This window comes from Pseudomonas sp. GT1P32, from assembly GCF_054897805.1.
Genome location: NZ_CM142704.1, coordinates 6,304,777 through 6,322,576, shown reverse-complemented (window position 1 = coordinate 6,322,576; position 17,800 = coordinate 6,304,777). Strand labels below are relative to the sequence as shown.

Sequence of the window (17,800 nt, the reverse complement as noted above, 5' to 3'; positions counted from 1 at the left end):
TTGAAGCCGAATTACCACACCTTGTAGGAGCCGGCTTGCTGGCGATGACGACCGTAAGAACACCGTATGACTCACGGGCCTCATCGCCGGCAAGCCGGCTCCTACAAGGGCGTTCATATTTCCAAATGATCTATAAATATCCTGCAATGATCTTTTGAGGAATAACAAACAGCCTTTATAACAACCCCATCGCCTTACACAACTGTTGCCCACGCAACTGTTTGCCAGGCAACAGTCATTCAACAAACAGTCCTTAAAATCGAACAGCACGCAGTCATCAATACGCTGCAAGCCACGTAAATCGTGGGCTCGAAGGATTGGTACAGCTCTTGCTCAAGCCCTGTGACTACTCACTGCTCGCTGAGCAACTGTTTAAAAAGGAACTGATCATGTCGCGTCCATTGAAAGTCGTTGCCCTCTCCGGCGGTACCTGGCGTCCGTCCCGCACGTTGGTGCTGACCCAAGCGCTGTTGGCCGAACTGGCCGGGCAATTGCCGATCGAGAGCAAGCTGATCGAACTGGGCGACATCGCCCGGCCACTGGGCGCTGCCCTGTCACGCCAGGAACTGAGCGCCGACATCGAAGCCGAGCTGCAAGCCATCGAAAACGCTGACCTGCTGATCGTCGCCGCGCCGGTCTATCGCGGTTCCTATCCGGGCCTGCTTAAACACCTCTTCGACCTGATCGACTTGAACGCGCTGATCAATACGCCGGTGTTGCTCGCCGCCACCGGTGGCAGCGAACGGCATGCGCTGGTGCTCGATCACCAGCTGCGCCCGCTGTTCAGTTTCTTCCAGGCGCTGACCCTGCCGATCGGCGTCTACGCCACCGAAGCCGATTTCGCCAATTACCAAATAACCAGTGAGCCCTTGAAGGCCCGCATACGCCTTGCTGCAGAACGCGCCGCGCCGTTGTTCGGCGTGCACCCCAAAAATCTGCTGAAAATCGCTTAAGGATCTTTTCATGGATGTTTTCTGGTTTCTGCCGACCCACGGCGATGGCCATTACCTGGGCACCACCCAGGGCGCTCGCCCGGTGACGCTCAACTATCTGAAACAAGTGGCGCAGGCCGCCGACAGCCTCGGCTACCACGGCGTGCTGATTCCTACCGGGCGTTCCTGCGAGGATTCCTGGGTCATCGCTTCGGCGCTGGTGCCGCTGACCGAACGCCTTCGTTATCTGGTGGCGATTCGTCCGGGGATTATTTCGCCAACCGTCTCGGCGCGTATGGCCGCGACGTTGGATCGTCTGTCCAACGGCCGCTTGCTGATCAACGTGGTCACCGGTGGCGACCCGGACGAAAACCGTGGCGACGGGATCTTCCTCGATCACAGCGAGCGTTATGAAGTCACCGACGAATTCCTGCAGATCTGGCGTCGCGTGCTGCAAGGCGAAGCGGTGGACTTCGAAGGCAAACACCTGCAAGTGCAAAACGCCAAGGCCCTTTATCCTCCGGTGCAAAAACCCTATCCACCGTTGTACTTCGGTGGTTCGTCCGAAGCTGCCCATGAACTCGCCGCCGAGCAGGTTGATGTCTACCTGACCTGGGGCGAACCACCGGCCGCCGTGGCGGAAAAACTCGCTGATGTGCGCGAGCGCGCAGCACGCAACGGGCGCACGGTGAAGTTCGGGATTCGCTTGCACGTGATCGTTCGCGAGACGGCCGAAGAGGCGTGGAAAGCCGCCGACAAACTGATCGAACACATCAGCGACGAGACCATCGCCGCCGCGCAAAAGTCATTCTCGCGCTTTGACTCCGAAGGCCAGCGGCGCATGGCGGCGTTGCATGCCGGACGACGCGACAATCTGGAAATCGCCCCCAACCTGTGGGCCGGTGTCGGCCTGGTGCGCGGCGGTGCCGGTACGGCGCTGGTGGGTGATCCGCAGCAAGTGGCGGCGCGGATCAAGGAGTACGCGGACCTGGGGATCGAGAGCTTTATCTTCTCCGGTTATCCGCACCTTGAAGAGGCGTATCGCTTTGCCGAGCTGGTGTTCCCGCTGTTGCCTGAACCGTACGCGAGTCTGGCGGGGCGTGGCGTTACCAACCTCACCGGGCCGTTTGGCGAAATGATCGCCAATGATGTGCTGCCCGCCAAAGCCACGGCCTGACCCACCTACTACCTGTAGGAGCGAGGCTTGCCCGCGAAAGCGTCCGGACATTCAACATGGATGTTGGTTGATACGACGCCTTCGCGGGCAAGTCGGACCGCCGCACCGCTCGCTCCTACAGGGAATCGGTGTTGAATTTATTGAGGACCCCCCGCGTGACTGCCAAGCCGCTAAGCACCTTGATTTCCCCCCTGCAAACCGCCCGCCAGTTGGCCGCCGAGTTTGCCTTGACCGCGGTCGAGCGCGACGAACGTGGCGGTACGCCGAAAGCCGAGCGTGATGCCCTGCGCCAAAGCGGTCTGCTCGCGTTGAGCATTCCCACCCAGTACGGCGGCCTCGGCGCCAGCTGGAGTGAAACCCTGACCATCGTGCGCGAGTTCGCCAAGGTCGACAGTTCGATTGCCCACGTCTTCGGTTTTCATCACCTGATGCTCGCCACCGTGCGCCTGTTCGCCCGACCCGAGCAGTGGCAGCCGTGGTTCGAACAGACCGCGCGCAAGAACTGGTTCTGGGGCAATGCCCTCAACCCGCTGGACACCCGCACCGTGGTGAAAAAACTCGGTGGCTGGCGCGAGTTTTCCGGCAAGAAAAGTTTCTGCTCCGGCGCCAGCGATTCGGAAATGCTGATCGCCTCGGCGGTGGATGAAAGCGCTGGCGGCAAGTTGTTGATAGCGGCCATCCCCAGCGGTCGCAGCGGCATCACCCTGCACAACGACTGGAACAACATGGGCCAGCGCCAGACCGACAGCGGCAGCGCTTCGTTCGAACGGGTGCGGGTCGAAGAATCGGAACTGCTGCTCGACCCGGGTCCGCTGAGCACACCGTTCGCCTGCCTGCGGCCATTGATCGCGCAGCTGACGTTCACGCACATGTTCCTTGGCATTGCCGAAGGTGCCTTTGAAGAGGCGCGGCAATACACCCTCACCGAAACCCGGCCGTGGCATAAATCAAGCGCCCAGGATGTGCGTCAGGACCCGTATGTGCTGGGCCATTACGGCGAATTCTGGGTCGCGCTCGAAGGCGTTCGCTTGCTGGTGGAGCGTGCCGCCGACCTGCTCGACAAGGCCTGGGCGAAAGGCCCGAACCTCAGCGCCGAAGAACGTGGACACCTCGCCACCGCGATTGCCACGGCCAAGGTCGCCGCCACGCGCAACGGCCTCGAACTCTGTAGCCGGCTGTTCGAAGTAACCGGTGCGCGCTCGACCCACGCCTCGCTGCGGCTCGACCGCCACTGGCGCAACCTGCGCACGCAAACCCTGCACGACCCGGTGGATTACAAACTCCATGAACTGGGCGACTGGGCGTTGAACCAGTCCCTGCCGATTCCGACTTTCTATTCATAGCCTTCTCATGGAGCCTGCCCCATGCAACTGCTGACCTTACCGCCCTCGCCCGCCCTGGCCACGTCGATCCGCGCCACCGCGCAAGTGTTCGAAGACCCGAAATCCCAGGCCTTGCTCGCGCATTTGCAGCAGGTCGCGCCGAGTGAAGCCAGCGTGCTGATCATCGGCGAAACCGGCACCGGCAAGGAGCTGGTAGCGCGGCATATCCACAACCTCAGCGCCCGGCGCAACCGCCCGTTCGTGGCGGTGAACTGCGGAGCGTTCTCTGAATCCCTGGTCGAGGCCGAGTTGTTCGGCCACGAAAAAGGTGCGTTCACCGGTGCCTTGAGCGCCAAGGCCGGTTGGTTCGAAGAAGCCAACGGCGGCACTTTGTTCCTCGATGAAATCGGTGATCTGCCGATGGCGATTCAGGTGAAGTTGCTGCGGGTGTTGCAGGAGCGCGAAGTGGTGCGCCTGGGTTCGCGCAAAAGCATTCCGATCAACGTGCGCGTGCTGGCGGCGACCAACGTGCAACTGGAAAAAGCCATCAACGCCAGGCATTTCCGCGAGGACCTGTATTACCGCCTCGACGTGGTCAGCCTGGAACTGAGCCCGCTGCGTGATCGCCCCGGCGACATCCTGCCGCTGACCCGTCACTTCGTCGAAGCCTACAGTCAACGCCTCGGCTACGGCACCATCACCATCAGTAAGGAAGCCGAACTGAAACTGCGCAGTTACAGTTGGCCGGGCAACATCCGCGAACTGGAAAACGTCATTCACCACACCTTGCTGATCTGCCGTAACGGCGTGATCGAGCGCGATGACCTGCGCCTGTCGAACATGCGCATCGAGCGTCAGGACGACTATCACAGCCAGCTCGACGACTCACCGGAAGCCTTGCTCGACCGCGCGTTTCAAAAGCTGTTCGAGGAACAGGCCGGCGCGCTGCACGAGAAAGTCGAAGACGCCTTGCTGCGCGCGGCTTACCGCTTCAGCCATTACAACCAGGTGCACACCGCCGCGCTGCTGGGCTTGAGCCGCAACGTGACGCGCACGCGCCTGATCAAGATCGGCGAACTGGCGGTGAACAAGCGCCGCCCCACGGAAAACGTGCAGGGCGAGCGCTTGATGCAGCTGTCGATTTAGCCCACTAAATTGCAGTGCAACGCGTTGTCGTGGCTGCGTTCCAGGCTGTGCAGCACCTGGAACGAGCCGAACGTCACGGTTTTCGCCTGATGGGCGCGGATCAGTTGCCAGAAGTCCTGCTCGCCGCTTTCAAAACTCTGAAACGCGGCTTCCCCCGCCTCACGCGTTTGCCATTGCAGGTAATTGAGCACCCGCCGGCCATCGTCGCTGGCCTGGATGCTCGCACTGAGAAAACCGCTGTAACGCTGAGCCAGGCGTTCGGTCTGTAACGACAGCGCCGACACCAGGGCGGCCTGTTGATGGGGTTCGATCTCGAATTCGATCAATTGGGTGAAGCTGCGATTTTTCTCTGGCGCTTGCATGAAGAGTCCCCACTGACGTGTAAGCCGGATCTTGCGATCCGAAGGCCTGCAGGGTAAAACCTCGAGTTAACTAGAGGTCAAGGGGCATTTTTCACATGATCACCTCGCAACAACTGCATAAAGAGCTCACCGTCGGCCAGGTCGCCGCCCGCAGCGGCGTGGCGGTCACGGCGCTGCATTTTTATGAAGCCAGGGGTTTGATCAAAAGCACGCGCAATCAGGGCAACCAGCGACGTTATCCGCGTGAAGTGTTGCGGCGGGTGGCGTTGATCAAAGTGGCGCAGCGCTTGGGGGTTCCGCTGGCGGAGATTGGCGAGGCGTTGAAAACCCTGCCGGATAACCGCGCACCAACGGCGGCGGACTGGAAGGTGTTGTCGGCGCAGTGGAGTCGAGAACTGGATGAGCGGATCAATCAGTTGACCTTGCTGCGGGACACGCTTAATGGCTGCATCGGCTGTGGGTGTTTGTCGATGGAGGCGTGTCCGTTGCGTAATTTTGGTGATGTGTTGGGGGATCGGGGGCCGGGGGCGCAGCTGCTGGAATCGGGGGTTGATCCGGAATAGCGGTGCGGCCTTCGCGGGCAAGCCTCGCTCCTACAAGTACGGCGGTGCTTTTGTAGGAGCGAGGCTTGCCCGCGAAGGCGTCCTCAAAAATGGCTAGAGATCAGAAGCCCGGCGCAATCTGACCTTTGTAGCGGGTCAGGATGAACTGCCGCACTTCATCGGAATTCAACGCCTTGGCCAGTTTCTGCAAACCCGGGTCGTTGATGTTGTCCGGGCGGGCCACCAGGAATTCGATGTACAGGCTCTTGCCCTTCTCGACGATCAACGCGCTGTTGGTGTCGATCCCCGCTTCCAGGGCGTAGTTGGCGAACACGAACGCCAGGTCCACCTGACTCACCGAACGCGCCAGCAACGCACCTTCCAGTTCACGAATCTTCAAATGCTTCGGGTTTTCGGCGATGTCGCGCTGAGTCGCCAGGGTGTTGCTCGGGTCCTTGAGTTTGATCAGTCCGGCTTCGTGCAGCAGCACCAGTGCGCGGCCAGTGTTCACCGGGTCGTTGGGGATGGAAACGGTGGCGCCATCCATCAGTTCGGCGATGTTTTTGATCTTGGTCGAATAGGCCCCGAACGGTTCGATGTGCACACCGACGACCGGCACCAGATCGGTGTGACGGGTCTTGTTGTAGTCATCGAGAAACGGACGGTACTGGTAATAGTTGGCGTCGAGGTTCTTCAGTGCAAGCTGCTGGTTGGGCTGGATGAAGTCAGTGAAGACCTTGATGTCCAGGTCCACGCCTTCCTTGGCCAGGGTGGGTTTGACGAACTCGAGGATCTCCGCGTGCGGCACCGGCGTGGCGCCGACGGTGAGTTTTTCGTTGGCGTGAACGCTCAACGACACAAGGGCAGCCAGAATGGCCAGGGTCTTTTTCATGTTGTGCTCCTAGGCAGATTGAGTGGCCGTCGTGGGGCGGACGTAAGGCCTGAGTTTTTTTGTTGAATCGAATGTTTATCGTCGGCTGTAGCGCGCCACCAATCGGTCGCCGGTCATTTGCAGGGCCTGGACCAGGATCAGCAAAAGCACCACGGTGACCACCATTACGTCGGTCTGGAATCGCTGGTAGCCGTAGCGGATCGCCAGGTCGCCCAGGCCACCGCCGCCAATCACCCCGGCCATCGCCGTGTAATCCACCAGCACGATTGCGGTGACGGTGACCGCCGCCAGCAACCCGCCGCGAGCCTCGGGCAACAAGGTATGGCGGATGATTTGCCAGGTGGTGCCGCCCATGGCCTGGGTCGCTTCCACGACGCCGCGATCGACTTCGCGCAAGGCGGTTTCCACCAGCCGCGCGAAGAACGGCGTGCAGCCAACCACCAGCGGCGGAATGGTCCCCGGCACGCCCAGCGAAGTGCCGACCAGCAGCGTTGTCAGCGGAATCAACACAATCAGCAAAATGATGAACGGCAGCGAACGCAGCATGTTCACGATCACCGACAACACCCGGTAAACGCCAATGGCTTCGTGCAACTGGCGCTTACCAGTGAGGAACAGCACCACCCCCAGCGGCAACCCCAGCAGCACAGTAAAACCGAGGGCGGCTCCAAGCATGCTCAAGGTGTCGAGACAGGCCTGGCCGATGTCGGCCCAGTAAATGTTCTTGAACCATTCAGCCATGATCAGGACCAGTCGTGACGCGGCGGTTTGACGCCGTTTAGCAGCCAGTTGCCGACCACGTGGTATTTCCAGCGCACCGGGTCATGCAGGGTGTGCACCCGTGCGTTGCGCCAGTGCCGGTCGAAGTTGTGCTTCTTCAAGGTCGAACGGGTGCCACCGAGTTCGAACAGTTTATTGGTGGCTTCGATGGCGATTTCGGTGGTCAGCACCTTGGCTTTGGCCACCGCGAGGGACGCTCGGGCAACGTTGTCTTCATCGGGTGCCGGGCGCGCCGCATCCAGCGCCCAACCGGCACGTTCCAGCAAGGCTTCGGCAGCTTCCAGGCGAATCTCCAGGCCTCCGACCTGAATGATGGTCAGCGGATCTTCACTGGCCTTTTCCACACCCGCATCGATCCACGGCCGGGCGAATTGCTGCACGAAGGCGATGGTGTCACGCAGCGCTGCGCGGGCAATGCCGGCGTCGATGCCGGCTGTGGTCAATTGCGCGAACGGCCCGGCCAGGGTCGGGCTTTCATAGGAGCGATAAGTCGGGAACACGTTGAACGCCGGGACGTGCAGGTCCTCGGCCAGCACCGTGCCGCTGGACGTGGTGCGCTGACCGATGCTGTCCCAGTCGTCGACGATCACCAGCCCTGGGGTGCCGCGTTCGACGAAAGACAACTGGCCCCTCTGCTCTTCATCCAGCGCCAGCACCGCCAGCCAGTGGGCGTAAAGCGAACCGGTGCAATAGCCCTTGCGACCGTTGATCACATGCCCGTCGCCATAACGGCGAATGGTCGCCTGAATGTCCTGCACGTTTTTGCCGCCGGTTTCCGACAACGCATTGGCAAAGCGATGACCTTGCAGTGCCAGGCCGAAAAAATGTGCCTGCTGCTCGGGCGTGCCTTGCAGGCGGATGTCTTCCAGCAGGCAATAGTGGTTTTGCGGGATCTGCCCCAGCGACGGATCGGCCGCCGAGATGATCGCAATGACCTGCGCCAGCACCGCGTAGGACACCTGCGCGCCACCGAACTCCTTCGGCACGCTGATGCCCCACAAGCCACTGTTGGAATACAGGTCGACGATCTCGGCAGGCACCTGGCGCGTACGGTCGCGCTCGGCGTCCTGTTCCAGCAAGACCGCGGCGACGCGCTCGGCCACACGCAAGGCTTCGGCTTCATCGGCGATCCGATGGGCGGCCGGCGGGTTGATCGGATAAACGGCAGATTCAGGCATACAGGTCTCTCGGCAACAGTGTTTACCGGAGGACATTGCAGCTTCTGTGCCTGACCGCCCGGCCCCGTGTTTTCGGGCAGTTGCGGGAGTTTTCAACGGTTATTCAGTGAGAAACCCGAGCATTCTGTTGCTTCACTGTTTACGGCTGAACAGTCGCGCTGCTGTTCGTCGGGCACTCGGTTGTGTAACAGATGCTGACCTATAGTCATCCGGCCGGAAAACGGCAAAGGACTACTTTCAACTCAAAACAATAGACAGGGAGAATCGTCATGAGCGTCAAACCCATTCCAGAGGGTAATCACAGCATCACCCCTTATCTGGGCATTCAAAAAGCGGCCGAAGCCATCGAGTTCTACAAGAAAGCCTTCAGCGCAACCGAAGTCATGCGTCTGTCCATGCCCGACGGCAGCATCGGCCACGCCGAACTGCGCATCGGCGACTGCCTGATCATGCTTGGCACGCCGTGCGATCAGGGGCCGTTGAGCAATCCGGACAAGTCACCGTCCGTGGGCTTGCACCTGTATGTGAACGATGTGGACAAGTCATACAAACAGGCGATTGCGGCGGGCGCCACGGTGGTGTCCGAGGTCAAGGATCAGTTTTACGGCGACCGTTCAGGAACGTTGAAAGATCCCTATGGGCATTTGTGGTTTCTGGCCACGCGCAAGGAAGATTTGACCCAGGCGCAGATTGAGCAGCGGGCCAAGGAGATGTTCAATCAGGGTTGAGATTTTCTGTGAGTATCAGGGCCTCTTCGCGGGCAAGCCTCGCTCCTACAAAAGCACCGCCGGACCTGTAGGAGCGAGGCTTGCCCGCGAAGGCGACCTCTGAGACAACACACTTCATGAACAAGCGCACCACGCTTTGCGCCTTGCCGTAGCCGCCGAACAATTTCAGGATGCAGGCAACTACAACAAGGAGTCATCCCATGTTCGCCGGATTCCTCAAAGACCAGCGCCACGTCAACGGTGTGGACATTGCCTACCGCATCGGCGGCAGCGGGCCGGGCCTGCTGTTGCTGCACGGTCACCCGCAGACCCACGTCATCTGGCACAAGGTCGCCGAACAACTGGCCGCGCACTTCACCGTGATCGCCGCCGACCTGCGCGGTTACGGCGACAGCGGCAAACCGCTGGCCAACGACCATCACACCAATTATTCCAAACGGGAAATGGCCAAGGACAGCCTCGAGCTGATGAAGTCCCTGGGCTTCGAGCAATTCTCCGTGCTCGCGCACGACCGTGGCGCCCGGGTTGCCCATCGCCTGGCGCTGGATCATCCGCAGGCTGTGCAACGCATGGTGTTGCTCGACATCGCGCCGACGCTGTCGATGTACACGCAAACCAATGAAGCCTTTGCCCGCGCCTATTGGCACTGGTTCTTCCTGATCCGCCCCGCTCCGTTGCCGGAAACCCTGATCGAGGCCGATCCCGAATCCTATCTGCGCAGCGTGATGGGCAGTCGCAGTGCCGGGCTCAAACCGTTCACCGCCGAGGCCTTTGGCGAATACCTGCGTTGCCTGAAACAGCCGGGCACCGCACGCGGGATCTGCGAGGACTACCGGGCCAGCGCCAGCATCGATCTGGATCACGACCGCGCCGACATCGACGCCGGTCGTCATCTGAACTTGCCATTGCTGGTGCTGTGGGGCGCCGAAGGCACGGTCGGCCGCTGCTTCGAACCGCTCAAGGAATGGCAACACGTGGCCACCGACGTGCGCGGCAAAGCGCTGCCCGCCGGCCATTACATCGCCGAAGAAGCCCCCGAACTGCTGCTCGCCGAAGTGCTGGCTTTCCTGCGCTGACACCTGCACCGCGCTGCGGGGGTGTCGTTGTGGTCAGGGTCAACGCAAAAAAATGTGGCAGCGAGCTTGCTCGCAATGGCGGTGTATCAGTCGCCATCAAGGGTGACAGACACGGCCTCATCGCGAGCAAGCTTGCTCCTACAGGGTTATGTGTTCGCGGGAACGCGAAACATTTACTTTCATATCCTGGTTCGGGATTTCTGATTCTCATTCGTCTTATATAGATGCAGGCGGTTCGCGTAGGCAAAAGCCACGACCGTACTTTTCATGGACCCCACGCTGGGAAGCCCACAGCAGAGGCCCTCAAATCGATACAAGACCTTAATCATGTCGAAGAAATCCCGCTCAAAACTCTGGTTTCTGGTCCACAGCTGGCTGGCCCTGCCCATCTGGTTTTTTGTGCTGATCGTCTGTGTGACCGGCACGCTGGCGGTAATCAGCCAGGAAATCGTCTGGCTGGCCAACCCGCAGATGCGTGCCAGCCAACCTTCCGATGATGCGCCGCTGTTGAGCTATGACCAGCTCATCGCCGCGATCAAGCAGGCCGAGCCGCAGATCCTGGTCGAGAGCATCAGCCGACCTGACGAAACGCATTTCGCCCTGGACGTGGAAGTCACTTACCCCGACGGTCGCTCGGTGGTGGTTTACGTCAACCCGTACAGCGGCGTGATTCAGGGTACGGCTCCGCAATTCAACTTCAGGGCCTTCACCCGCGCCTTGCACGGCTGGTGGCTGGTGCCGTTCACCAATGGCTACAGCTGGGGCTGGTACCTGGTGTCCTTCCTCAGCCTGCCATTGCTGGCTTCGCTGATTACCGGGCTGGTGGTCTACAAGAAGTTCTGGAAAGGGTTTCTGCGACCGACCCTGCGCCTGCGTCACGGCGCGCGGATTTTCTGGGGCGACTTTCACCGCCTCAGCGGCATCTGGTCGATCTGGTTCATCGCGGTGATTTCCATCACCAGCACCTGGTTCCTGATCGAAGCGTTCATGTTCGATAACCAGATTACGATTTCCACCGCCCCGGTGGCGCCGGTGGTCCCGCGTGAGAGCGTGCCCCTCACCGCCGACGGCTCGCCGGCACCGATGATCAGCCTGGAAACAGCAATCCGTGAAGCGAAGGCACGTATTCCCGGCCTCGAAGACAGCTTTATCAGCCTGCCCGCCAATGCCTACAGCTATCTTTCGGTGGGCGGCCGCAGCTGGTATCCGCTGATGTTCCAGACTGCCGAAATCAACCCATATACCGGCGATGTCGCCGTGACCCGCCTGCTCTCGGACCGCTCGGGGCTGGAGCTGGTGACCGAATCGATGCGGCCGCTGCACACCGGCGATTTCGGCGGGATCTGGATCAAGCTGATCTGGTTCTTCTTCGGCCTGCTCCTGAGCATGATGGTCCTCAGCGGCCTGCTGATCTGGACCAAACGCACTGCGTTGGCCACAGCTAACGCCCTCAAGCGCAGCAACAAACGCCCTCGCGCTGCCGATGCCACTCACGTCACGAGCCACGACACCACGGAGGTCAGTCAATGAGCCTGTTCGCCGCCGAAAAACCGGGGTCCAGACTGAGCCGCTTCTGGCACAAATGGCGCTTCCACATCAACGTTTTGCTGTTGCTGGTGCCGCTGGGTTTCATGCCCAAGTACTTTGCCGATGCCGCCCTCTTTCGCGGGGACACTGGCCTGGGCGAACGGGAAATCGGTGAAGTTCAGGTCGGGCCTTGGAGCCTGCGCCTGGCGGAATTTCGCAACGAAGCACCGCGACCCGATGGCCCGGCCGGGTACATGAAGAGTTTCAACGCGGCGCTGTGCGACAGCTGCCGCGAGCAGGTCAAGGCGACTTACCTGCGCATCGGCAAACCGCGCAGCCTGCGCGCCGCCGGGGTGATTTTCTTCGGCACGCCCTACCGCATGGGCGCCATGCTGCCGATCCCGGAAAAAACCAGGGCCGACGCCGAGCTGTGGATCACCATGGAGGGCTGGGACGGTGCGATGCATCAAGCGTCCATCCCGCTGAGCCAGGCATCCCCCGCCACCCTCGAGTGGCTGAACAACCAAGGAGGCAAACCATGAGCAACGCATTTCGCCCTCTCCACGCCGTGTTGCTGGTGCTGTGCGCCGGCTTCAGCGCCAGCGCCCTGGCCCACAACCCGATGTGCGAGTGCAAGGCCATCGACGCCGAGCAGATCCAGTGCACCGGCGGTTTCTCCGACGGCAGCGGCGCACCGGGCGTGACCCTGGATGTGATCGGCTACGACGAAACCATCCTGGTGCCGGGCAAGCTCGGCGCCGATTCCAAATTGACCTTCAAGAAGCCCAGCGCCGAATTTTATGTGCTGTTCGATGCCGGTCCCGGCCACGTCGTCGAGATCGACCAAGCGGACATCCAAGCCCCATGAGTACGCCAACTACCCATGTCGTCCGCCCGGCCGGTGCCGGCCATGAAACCCTGTATGTGTTGCTGCTGTGCCTGATGATCCTGGCGGTCGCCGGTTCGGTGGTCGCCTGGCGCCACGAGTCCCAGGAAATCGGCACCGTCAGCAGCCATCAACTGGATGCCCGCCGCGACCTGAGCGCCTCCGAGCAAGGCATCTACGCCGACCTGCGGGTGACGCTGGACGAGATTCACCTGCTGCGTCAGGAACAGCAAACCCTGCCGACACCCGAAGCCCTGGCGGACGAAGGTTTTGCGCCGTTTGCCCAGGACGCCAGCTCCGTCAGCCGTGGCGCTCATGCCTGGCAATTGCTCGACGCCAAGGCGTATTTCGGCCAGAGCCAGACGTACGCCGTGGCCGGCTCGTTTCTGATGCGCCTGACCGTCGGCGACGATGCGCCAGACATCTGGCTCAACCGTGGCGCCGAACTCAAAGCCCCGGCCGACCTCACGGACGCCGCGCTCGAAAGCGCTGGCTGGCAGCAGATCGTCGCGCAATTCGATGCCGGCGTGACCCGCCAGCACCGGCACTGAACCCTCGCCTTCACCCGAGAGAAGACCGCTTTCCCATGCCTATTTCATCTCAACGTTCATTCTTGCGACCGCTGCTGATCGGCCTGCTTGCCTTGCTGCTGACGCCACTGGCCAGCGCCGACGAAGCCAAGCGCCTGCGCATCGGCATCACCCTGCACCCTTATTACAGCTACGTGGCCAACATCGTCGGCGACAAGGCCGAAGTGGTGCCGCTGATTCCGGCCGGCTTCAACCCGCATGCCTACGAGCCCCGCGCCGAAGACATCAAGCGCATCAGCGGGCTGGACGTGATCGTGCTCAACGGCGTCGGTCATGACGACTTCGCCGATCGCATGATCGCCGCCAGCGAAACGCCGAACGTGGCCGTGATCGAAGCCAACGAAAACGTACCGCTGCTGGCCGCCACCGGTGTTGCCGCACGCGGTGCCGGCAAAGTCGTGAACCCGCACACTTTCTTGTCGATCAGCGCCTCCATTGCCCAGGTCAACAACATCGCCCGGGAACTCGGCAAGCTCGACCCGGCCAACGCCAAGACCTACACCCAAAACGCCCGCGCCTACGGCAAACGCCTGCGGCAGATGCGCGCCGATGCCCTGGCGAAACTGACCCAGGCGCCGAACGCCGAACTGCGCGTGGCCACGGTTCACGCGGCGTACGACTACCTGCTGCGTGAATTCGGCCTGGAAGTGACCGCCGTGGTCGAGCCGGCCCACGGCATCGAACCGAGCCCGAGCCAGCTGAAAAAGACCATCGATCAACTGCGCGAACTGGACGTGAAAGTGATTTTCTCGGAGATGGATTTCCCCTCCACCTACGTCGAGACCATCCAGCGTGAATCCGGGGTGAAGCTGTACCCGCTGTCGCACATTTCCTATGGCGAATACACCGCCGACAAGTACGAAAAGGAAATGACCGGCAACCTCAATACCGTGGTCCGGGCGATTCAGGAGTCTGGCCAATGACTGCTAAAGAAACACTCAGTGAGTCCCCTGTGGGAGCGAGCCTGCTCGCGAAGGCGTCGAATCAGCCGACATCATCGTTGAATGACACACCGCTATCGCCAGCAAGCCGGCTCCTACAGGGTGCGGGGCCAACCTTGGGATTTGCGGAGGTTAGTTTGACGCTGGGGCGCACGACGATCCTTGACCAGGTCACCTTCCAGGTCCAGCCCGGCAGCGTGCATGCGCTGGTCGGTCCCAACGGTGGCGGCAAGAGTTCGCTGATCAAGACCCTGCTCGGGCAGATGCCGCATCAGGGTCGCTTGAGCCTGCAATGGCCCGGCGAACCCGGCACCATCGGCTACGTGCCGCAAGCGCTGGAGTTTGATCGCGGCTTGCCGATGACCGTCGACGATTTCATGGCCGCGATGTGTCAGCGACGCCCGGCGTTCCTCGGGTTGAGCAAGCATTACGCGGCAGCGATTGGCGAAGCGCTGGAACGGGTCGGCATGCAGGACAAACGCAAGCGGCGCATGGGCGCCTTGTCCGGTGGCGAGCGTCAGCGCGTGTTGCTCGCGCAGGGGCTGATTCCGGCGCCGCAATTACTGGTGCTCGACGAGCCGATGTCGGCCCTCGATGAGGCGGGCATTCAAGTGTTCGAACGGTTGCTCGGCGACTGGCGTCAGAGCGGGATCACCGTGCTGTGGATTGAGCATGATCTGGAAGCGGTCGGTCGACTGGCGGATCGCGTTACCGGGCTCAATCGCCGGGTACTGTTCGATGCCACGCCGAAACAGGCGCTGACCCCGGAGCGTTTGCTGACCCTGTTCTCGACCCATCCACGGAGCGCTGTCTGATGAGTTATGAAGCCTTTCGTTTGATGGTTCAGGGCTGGGCGTCTTCGGGTTATCTGCCTGAGGCGCTGGCGTATGGATTTGTGGTCAACGCGCTGCTCGCCGGTTTGCTGATCGGCCCGGTGCTGGGCGGTCTGGGCACGCTGGTGGTGGTCAAGCGCTTCGCGTTTTTCTCCGAAGCGGTGGGTCACGCGGCGCTGACTGGCGTGGCCATCGGCATTCTGCTCGGCGAACCCTACACCGGGCCCTATGGCAGCTTGTTCGGTTACTGCCTGTTGTTCGGCATTTTGCTGAATTACCTGCGCAACCGCACGGGTCTGGCGCCAGATACCTTGATCGGCGTGTTCCTGTCGGTGTCACTGGCGTTGGGCGCGAGCCTGCTGCTAATTCTGGCGGGCAAGATCAACGTGCACATTCTGGAGAACGTGCTGTTCGGTTCGGTGTTGACCGTCAACGGCAATGACTTGCTGGTGCTGGCCATCGTCGGTTCGCTGGTGATGGCGCTGGCCTTGCCGCTGTACAACCGCATCATGCTCGCCAGTTTCAACCCGCAACTGGCGGCGGTGCGCGGCGTCGCGGTGAAGACCCTGGATTACCTGTTCGTGATTCTGGTGACGCTGATCACCGTGGCGGCAGTGAAAGTCATCGGGGCGATTCTGGTCGGTGCGCTGTTGGTGATTCCGGCAGCGGCAGCGCGGTTGCTCAGCCAGTCGCTCAAGGGATTCTTCTGGTGCTCGGTACTGATCGCCACGGTCAGCACGCTGTGCGGGATTCTTGCGCCGATTGTGTTCGACCTGCCGATCCCGTCCGGCGCCGCGATCATTCTGGTGGCCGGTATCGCCTTCGCCCTCGCCGCCATTGCGCGCGGCGTCGTCCCCAGCCTGAAAGGGAACCTCGGATAAATGTCATTTTCTCTGCGTCAACTGACCCTCGCCGTCGCCCTGTGCGGGCTGGTCAATACCTCGTTTGCGGCGGACAGCGCCAAACCGTTGCATGTGCTGGCGTCCTTGCCGATCACTTATGGTCTGGGCGAAGTGTTGCTCAAGGGCACCAACGTCAACCTTGAACGCGCGGCACCGGCGAACCTGCCCGGCAGTCGTCAGACGGCTTACTTCACCGGGCGCGGCGCGCCGGCATTGGCGAAACTGGCGACCGACGCCGATGCGGTGATTGGTCTGCGTTCGTTGTGGGCGGATGATCCGCTGTACCCGATCGCGCGACGCAGCAATATTCGTATCGTCGAAGTCGACGCCGCACGCCCGGTGGACGGCGCCCTGCCCGGCATTGCCGTGCAGCCGGGCAACAAGGTCGATGGCTTGAACAGTCAGCCATGGTTTTCCAGCAACAACATGGGGCGCATGGCGGATGTGATGGCGGCGGACCTGGTGCGCCTTGCACCTGCTGCAAAGCCTGTGATCGAGGCCAACCTTGCGACACTGAAACAGCGTCTGCTCAAGTTCAGCGCCGACAGCGAAGCGCGGCTGGCCAGTGCTGACAATCTGAGCGTGATGAGCCTGAGCGATCACTTCGGTTACCTGATTGGCGGGCTCAATCTGGAGCTTATCGGTCTCGATGCGCGGCCTGACGCCGAGTGGACACCGGAGGCGCTGAAGCAATTGGGCGCGACGCTCAAGGACAATGACGTGGCGGTGGTGTTGCATCATCGGCAGCCGTCGGACGCGGTGAAAGCGGTGATTGCCGAAGCCGGGAGCCGGTTGGTCGTTTTGAGTGTGGACGCGGCGGACCCGGTGGCCGAGCTGGAGGGGAATGTGGATTTGGTGATCAAGGGGTTGAGTGGGGCTTAGCGTCGGCTGGACCGCGTTATCGTTCTTCGCCAGCAAGCCGGCTCCTACAATGTGCGTTACGCAAATCCCCTGTAGGAGCCGGCTTGCCGGCGATGGCGACCTGACAGCCGGCCATTTTCTTTCAGGTGTGCATATCCATTTCTTCGGTAACGGCTGATATTGGTTTCGCCCTTACGGCGAGTCACTTGGAGAAGCGCCAAGTAACCAAGCGCTCTTGCCCCTTTCGTTCGGTGGCTCGCTAATGCTCGCCATGCCCTCGCTCCGGTCCTGCTCCGTGGGCCCGCCGCCATCGGCCATCCATGGCCGGGGGCGGCTAACCCGGCATCCATGCCGGGTTGCCCACTGCGCAGAACCTCCACTCGGCCTCTCGAGGGGGCGCTCAGATCAAAAGCTGAAGGCGAGCTAACGCTCGACCTGATGAGTGGTGGAAATCAAAAGCGTATGGGATTCCCTGTAGGAGCCGGCTTGCTGGCGATTGCGGTGGGTCAGGCAATGAATGTGTTGGCTGGACGGACGCCATCGCCAGCAAGCCGGCTCCTACACGGGGATTGGGTTCACACGATTCAAAATTGTAGGAGCTGGCTTGCCAGCGATGGGCGTCAACGATAACGCGGATTGTCTGAATGAACGCGGTGTCTGGGCGTTTTTCGCCGGCAAGCCGGCTCCTACAGGGATCGGCGTACGCTTTTGATTTTCACCACTCATCAGGTCGAGCGTTAGCTCGCCTTCCGCTTTTGATTTGGCTTTTGAGGTACACGCCCCGTCGGGAGGCCGAGTGGAGGTTCTGCGCAGTGGGCACCGCGGCAAGGATGCCGCGGTAGCCGCCCCCGGCCATGGATGGCCGATGGCGGCGGGCCCACGGAGCAGGACCGGAGCGAGGGAACCCTGAGCCTAGGCGAAGGGCCGTACGTCAGGGGCAAAGCCTTTTGGTTCCTTTTTGGCGTTTGAAAAAGGGACTCGCCGTAAGAGCGAAACCATTAGCGGCCGTTACCGCAGGAATGGATATGTACACCCTCAAAAAAGGCGCCTGATACATAGCCATCGCCAGCAAGCCGGCTCCTACAGGTTCCGCGCTCGACGTCACAACATGCAGACGCAAAAAAG

General features: G+C 61.3%; 19 protein-coding genes. 15 read left to right on the top strand and 4 right to left on the bottom strand.

The window, feature by feature from the left end:
- Window positions 1–389 precede the first annotated feature (389 nt).
- The 4 genes from msuE to ACYZUC_RS28950 all read left to right on the top strand — a co-directional run bounded on the left by msuE (window position 390) and on the right by ACYZUC_RS28950 (window position 4,577).
- Complete coding sequence (gene msuE, locus ACYZUC_RS28965) at window positions 390–953, top strand: FMN reductase (protein ID WP_008032612.1); 564 nt, start codon at window positions 390–392, stop codon at window positions 951–953.
- A 10-nt stretch (window positions 954–963) separates the two neighbouring features.
- Entirely contained in the window at window positions 964–2,109 is a 1,146-nt protein-coding gene (gene ssuD, locus ACYZUC_RS28960) for an FMNH2-dependent alkanesulfonate monooxygenase (RefSeq protein WP_461992025.1), read from the top strand.
- 155 nt (window positions 2,110–2,264) lie between these two features.
- Window positions 2,265–3,452, top strand: coding sequence for an acyl-CoA dehydrogenase family protein (locus ACYZUC_RS28955; RefSeq protein WP_461992023.1), 1,188 nt, complete (start codon window positions 2,265–2,267; stop codon window positions 3,450–3,452).
- Between the two features lie 21 nt (window positions 3,453–3,473).
- A complete protein-coding gene (locus ACYZUC_RS28950; RefSeq protein ID WP_461992021.1) occupies window positions 3,474–4,577 on the top strand; it encodes a sigma-54 interaction domain-containing protein in 1,104 nt (367 codons plus the stop codon).
- On the opposite strand, the gene ACYZUC_RS28945 is transcribed toward ACYZUC_RS28950, so the two are convergent.
- Window positions 4,574–4,939: an antibiotic biosynthesis monooxygenase gene (locus ACYZUC_RS28945; RefSeq protein WP_461992019.1), complete on the bottom strand. Its 366-nt coding sequence runs from the start codon at window positions 4,937–4,939 to the stop codon at window positions 4,574–4,576. The genes ACYZUC_RS28950 and ACYZUC_RS28945 overlap by 4 nt on opposite strands.
- 95 nt (window positions 4,940–5,034) lie before the next feature.
- Between ACYZUC_RS28945 and soxR the strand changes: the two genes are divergently transcribed.
- Window positions 5,035–5,502 (top strand): redox-sensitive transcriptional activator SoxR, encoded by a 468-nt coding sequence (soxR, locus tag ACYZUC_RS28940; protein ID WP_461992017.1) that lies wholly within the window; start codon window positions 5,035–5,037, stop codon window positions 5,500–5,502.
- 100 nt (window positions 5,503–5,602) lie between these two features.
- Here the strand turns inward: soxR and ACYZUC_RS28935 are convergent, their stop codons facing one another.
- The 3 genes from ACYZUC_RS28935 to ACYZUC_RS28925 form a co-directional block, all read right to left on the bottom strand.
- Window positions 5,603–6,373 carry a MetQ/NlpA family ABC transporter substrate-binding protein gene (locus tag ACYZUC_RS28935; protein WP_461992015.1) on the bottom strand — a complete coding sequence of 257 codons (771 nt, stop codon included), beginning with the start codon at window positions 6,371–6,373 and terminating at the stop codon, window positions 5,603–5,605.
- Window positions 6,374–6,448: 75 nt separating this feature from the next.
- Window positions 6,449–7,114: a methionine ABC transporter permease gene (locus tag ACYZUC_RS28930; RefSeq protein ID WP_008032624.1), complete on the bottom strand. Its 666-nt coding sequence runs from the start codon at window positions 7,112–7,114 to the stop codon at window positions 6,449–6,451.
- A gap of 2 nt (window positions 7,115–7,116) precedes the next feature.
- Window positions 7,117–8,331 (bottom strand): SfnB family sulfur acquisition oxidoreductase, encoded by a 1,215-nt coding sequence (locus ACYZUC_RS28925; RefSeq protein WP_461992013.1) that lies wholly within the window; start codon window positions 8,329–8,331, stop codon window positions 7,117–7,119.
- Window positions 8,332–8,600: 269 nt separating this feature from the next.
- Here ACYZUC_RS28925 and ACYZUC_RS28920 point away from each other — a divergent pair, with 269 nt between their 5' ends.
- The 10 genes from ACYZUC_RS28920 to ACYZUC_RS28875 all read left to right on the top strand — a co-directional run bounded on the left by ACYZUC_RS28920 (window position 8,601) and on the right by ACYZUC_RS28875 (window position 16,696).
- Window positions 8,601–9,059, top strand: a complete 459-nt coding sequence (locus tag ACYZUC_RS28920; RefSeq protein ID WP_461992012.1) for a VOC family protein — start codon at window positions 8,601–8,603, stop codon at window positions 9,057–9,059.
- Between the two features lie 200 nt (window positions 9,060–9,259).
- The gene (locus ACYZUC_RS28915) at window positions 9,260–10,135 is read left to right on the top strand and encodes an alpha/beta fold hydrolase (RefSeq protein ID WP_461992010.1); all 876 of its coding nucleotides are present in this window, start codon (window positions 9,260–9,262) and stop codon (window positions 10,133–10,135) included.
- 327 nt (window positions 10,136–10,462) lie between these two features.
- Window positions 10,463–11,665: a PepSY-associated TM helix domain-containing protein gene (locus ACYZUC_RS28910; RefSeq protein ID WP_461992008.1), complete on the top strand. Its 1,203-nt coding sequence runs from the start codon at window positions 10,463–10,465 to the stop codon at window positions 11,663–11,665.
- Complete coding sequence (locus ACYZUC_RS28905) at window positions 11,662–12,204, top strand: thiamine pyrophosphate-binding protein (protein ID WP_461992006.1); 543 nt, start codon at window positions 11,662–11,664, stop codon at window positions 12,202–12,204. The genes ACYZUC_RS28910 and ACYZUC_RS28905 overlap by 4 nt, the downstream gene beginning before the upstream one ends.
- Window positions 12,201–12,530 (top strand): hypothetical protein, encoded by a 330-nt coding sequence (locus ACYZUC_RS28900; RefSeq protein WP_008032642.1) that lies wholly within the window; start codon window positions 12,201–12,203, stop codon window positions 12,528–12,530. Before ACYZUC_RS28905 ends, ACYZUC_RS28900 begins: the two co-directional genes overlap by 4 nt.
- Window positions 12,527–13,099 carry a DUF6162 family protein gene (locus ACYZUC_RS28895; RefSeq protein WP_461992004.1) on the top strand — a complete coding sequence of 191 codons (573 nt, stop codon included), beginning with the start codon at window positions 12,527–12,529 and terminating at the stop codon, window positions 13,097–13,099. Before ACYZUC_RS28900 ends, ACYZUC_RS28895 begins: the two co-directional genes overlap by 4 nt.
- A 35-nt stretch (window positions 13,100–13,134) precedes the next feature.
- Complete coding sequence (locus ACYZUC_RS28890) at window positions 13,135–14,061, top strand: metal ABC transporter substrate-binding protein (protein ID WP_008043036.1); 927 nt, start codon at window positions 13,135–13,137, stop codon at window positions 14,059–14,061.
- On the top strand, window positions 14,058–14,894 hold the full coding sequence (locus ACYZUC_RS28885; RefSeq protein WP_461992002.1) for a metal ABC transporter ATP-binding protein: 837 nt from the start codon (window positions 14,058–14,060) through the stop codon (window positions 14,892–14,894). Before ACYZUC_RS28890 ends, ACYZUC_RS28885 begins: the two co-directional genes overlap by 4 nt.
- Window positions 14,894–15,793: a metal ABC transporter permease gene (locus ACYZUC_RS28880; RefSeq protein WP_003226663.1), complete on the top strand. Its 900-nt coding sequence runs from the start codon at window positions 14,894–14,896 to the stop codon at window positions 15,791–15,793. The genes ACYZUC_RS28885 and ACYZUC_RS28880 overlap by 1 nt, the downstream gene beginning before the upstream one ends.
- Window positions 15,794–16,696 (top strand): metal ABC transporter substrate-binding protein, encoded by a 903-nt coding sequence (locus ACYZUC_RS28875; RefSeq protein ID WP_008032651.1) that lies wholly within the window; start codon window positions 15,794–15,796, stop codon window positions 16,694–16,696.
- The last annotated feature ends 1,104 nt before the right edge of the window (window positions 16,697–17,800 follow it).

Excerpts from the sequence above, each read along its gene's own strand:
- ACYZUC_RS28895 (WP_461992004.1), top strand. The coding sequence starts at position 12,527 with ATGAGTACGCCAACTACCCATGTCGTCCGCCCGGCCGGTGCCGGCCAT.
- ACYZUC_RS28915 (WP_461992010.1), top strand. The coding sequence starts at position 9,260 with ATGTTCGCCGGATTCCTCAAAGACCAGCGCCACGTCAACGGTGTGGAC.
- ACYZUC_RS28945 (WP_461992019.1), bottom strand. The coding sequence starts at position 4,939 with ATGCAAGCGCCAGAGAAAAATCGCAGCTTCACCCAATTGATCGAATTC.
- ACYZUC_RS28925 (WP_461992013.1), bottom strand. The coding sequence starts at position 8,331 with ATGCCTGAATCTGCCGTTTATCCGATCAACCCGCCGGCCGCCCATCGG.
- ACYZUC_RS28900 (WP_008032642.1), top strand. The coding sequence starts at position 12,201 with ATGAGCAACGCATTTCGCCCTCTCCACGCCGTGTTGCTGGTGCTGTGC.
- ACYZUC_RS28880 (WP_003226663.1), top strand. The coding sequence starts at position 14,894 with ATGAGTTATGAAGCCTTTCGTTTGATGGTTCAGGGCTGGGCGTCTTCG.
- soxR (WP_461992017.1), top strand. The coding sequence starts at position 5,035 with ATGATCACCTCGCAACAACTGCATAAAGAGCTCACCGTCGGCCAGGTC.
- ACYZUC_RS28905 (WP_461992006.1), top strand. The coding sequence starts at position 11,662 with ATGAGCCTGTTCGCCGCCGAAAAACCGGGGTCCAGACTGAGCCGCTTC.
- ACYZUC_RS28920 (WP_461992012.1), top strand. The coding sequence starts at position 8,601 with ATGAGCGTCAAACCCATTCCAGAGGGTAATCACAGCATCACCCCTTAT.
- ssuD (WP_461992025.1), top strand. The coding sequence starts at position 964 with ATGGATGTTTTCTGGTTTCTGCCGACCCACGGCGATGGCCATTACCTG.
- ACYZUC_RS28930 (WP_008032624.1), bottom strand. The coding sequence starts at position 7,114 with ATGGCTGAATGGTTCAAGAACATTTACTGGGCCGACATCGGCCAGGCC.
- ACYZUC_RS28950 (WP_461992021.1), top strand. The coding sequence starts at position 3,474 with ATGCAACTGCTGACCTTACCGCCCTCGCCCGCCCTGGCCACGTCGATC.
- ACYZUC_RS28910 (WP_461992008.1), top strand. The coding sequence starts at position 10,463 with ATGTCGAAGAAATCCCGCTCAAAACTCTGGTTTCTGGTCCACAGCTGG.
- msuE (WP_008032612.1), top strand. The coding sequence starts at position 390 with ATGTCGCGTCCATTGAAAGTCGTTGCCCTCTCCGGCGGTACCTGGCGT.
- ACYZUC_RS28935 (WP_461992015.1), bottom strand. The coding sequence starts at position 6,373 with ATGAAAAAGACCCTGGCCATTCTGGCTGCCCTTGTGTCGTTGAGCGTT.
- ACYZUC_RS28885 (WP_461992002.1), top strand. The coding sequence starts at position 14,058 with ATGACTGCTAAAGAAACACTCAGTGAGTCCCCTGTGGGAGCGAGCCTG.
- ACYZUC_RS28875 (WP_008032651.1), top strand. The coding sequence starts at position 15,794 with ATGTCATTTTCTCTGCGTCAACTGACCCTCGCCGTCGCCCTGTGCGGG.
- ACYZUC_RS28890 (WP_008043036.1), top strand. The coding sequence starts at position 13,135 with ATGCCTATTTCATCTCAACGTTCATTCTTGCGACCGCTGCTGATCGGC.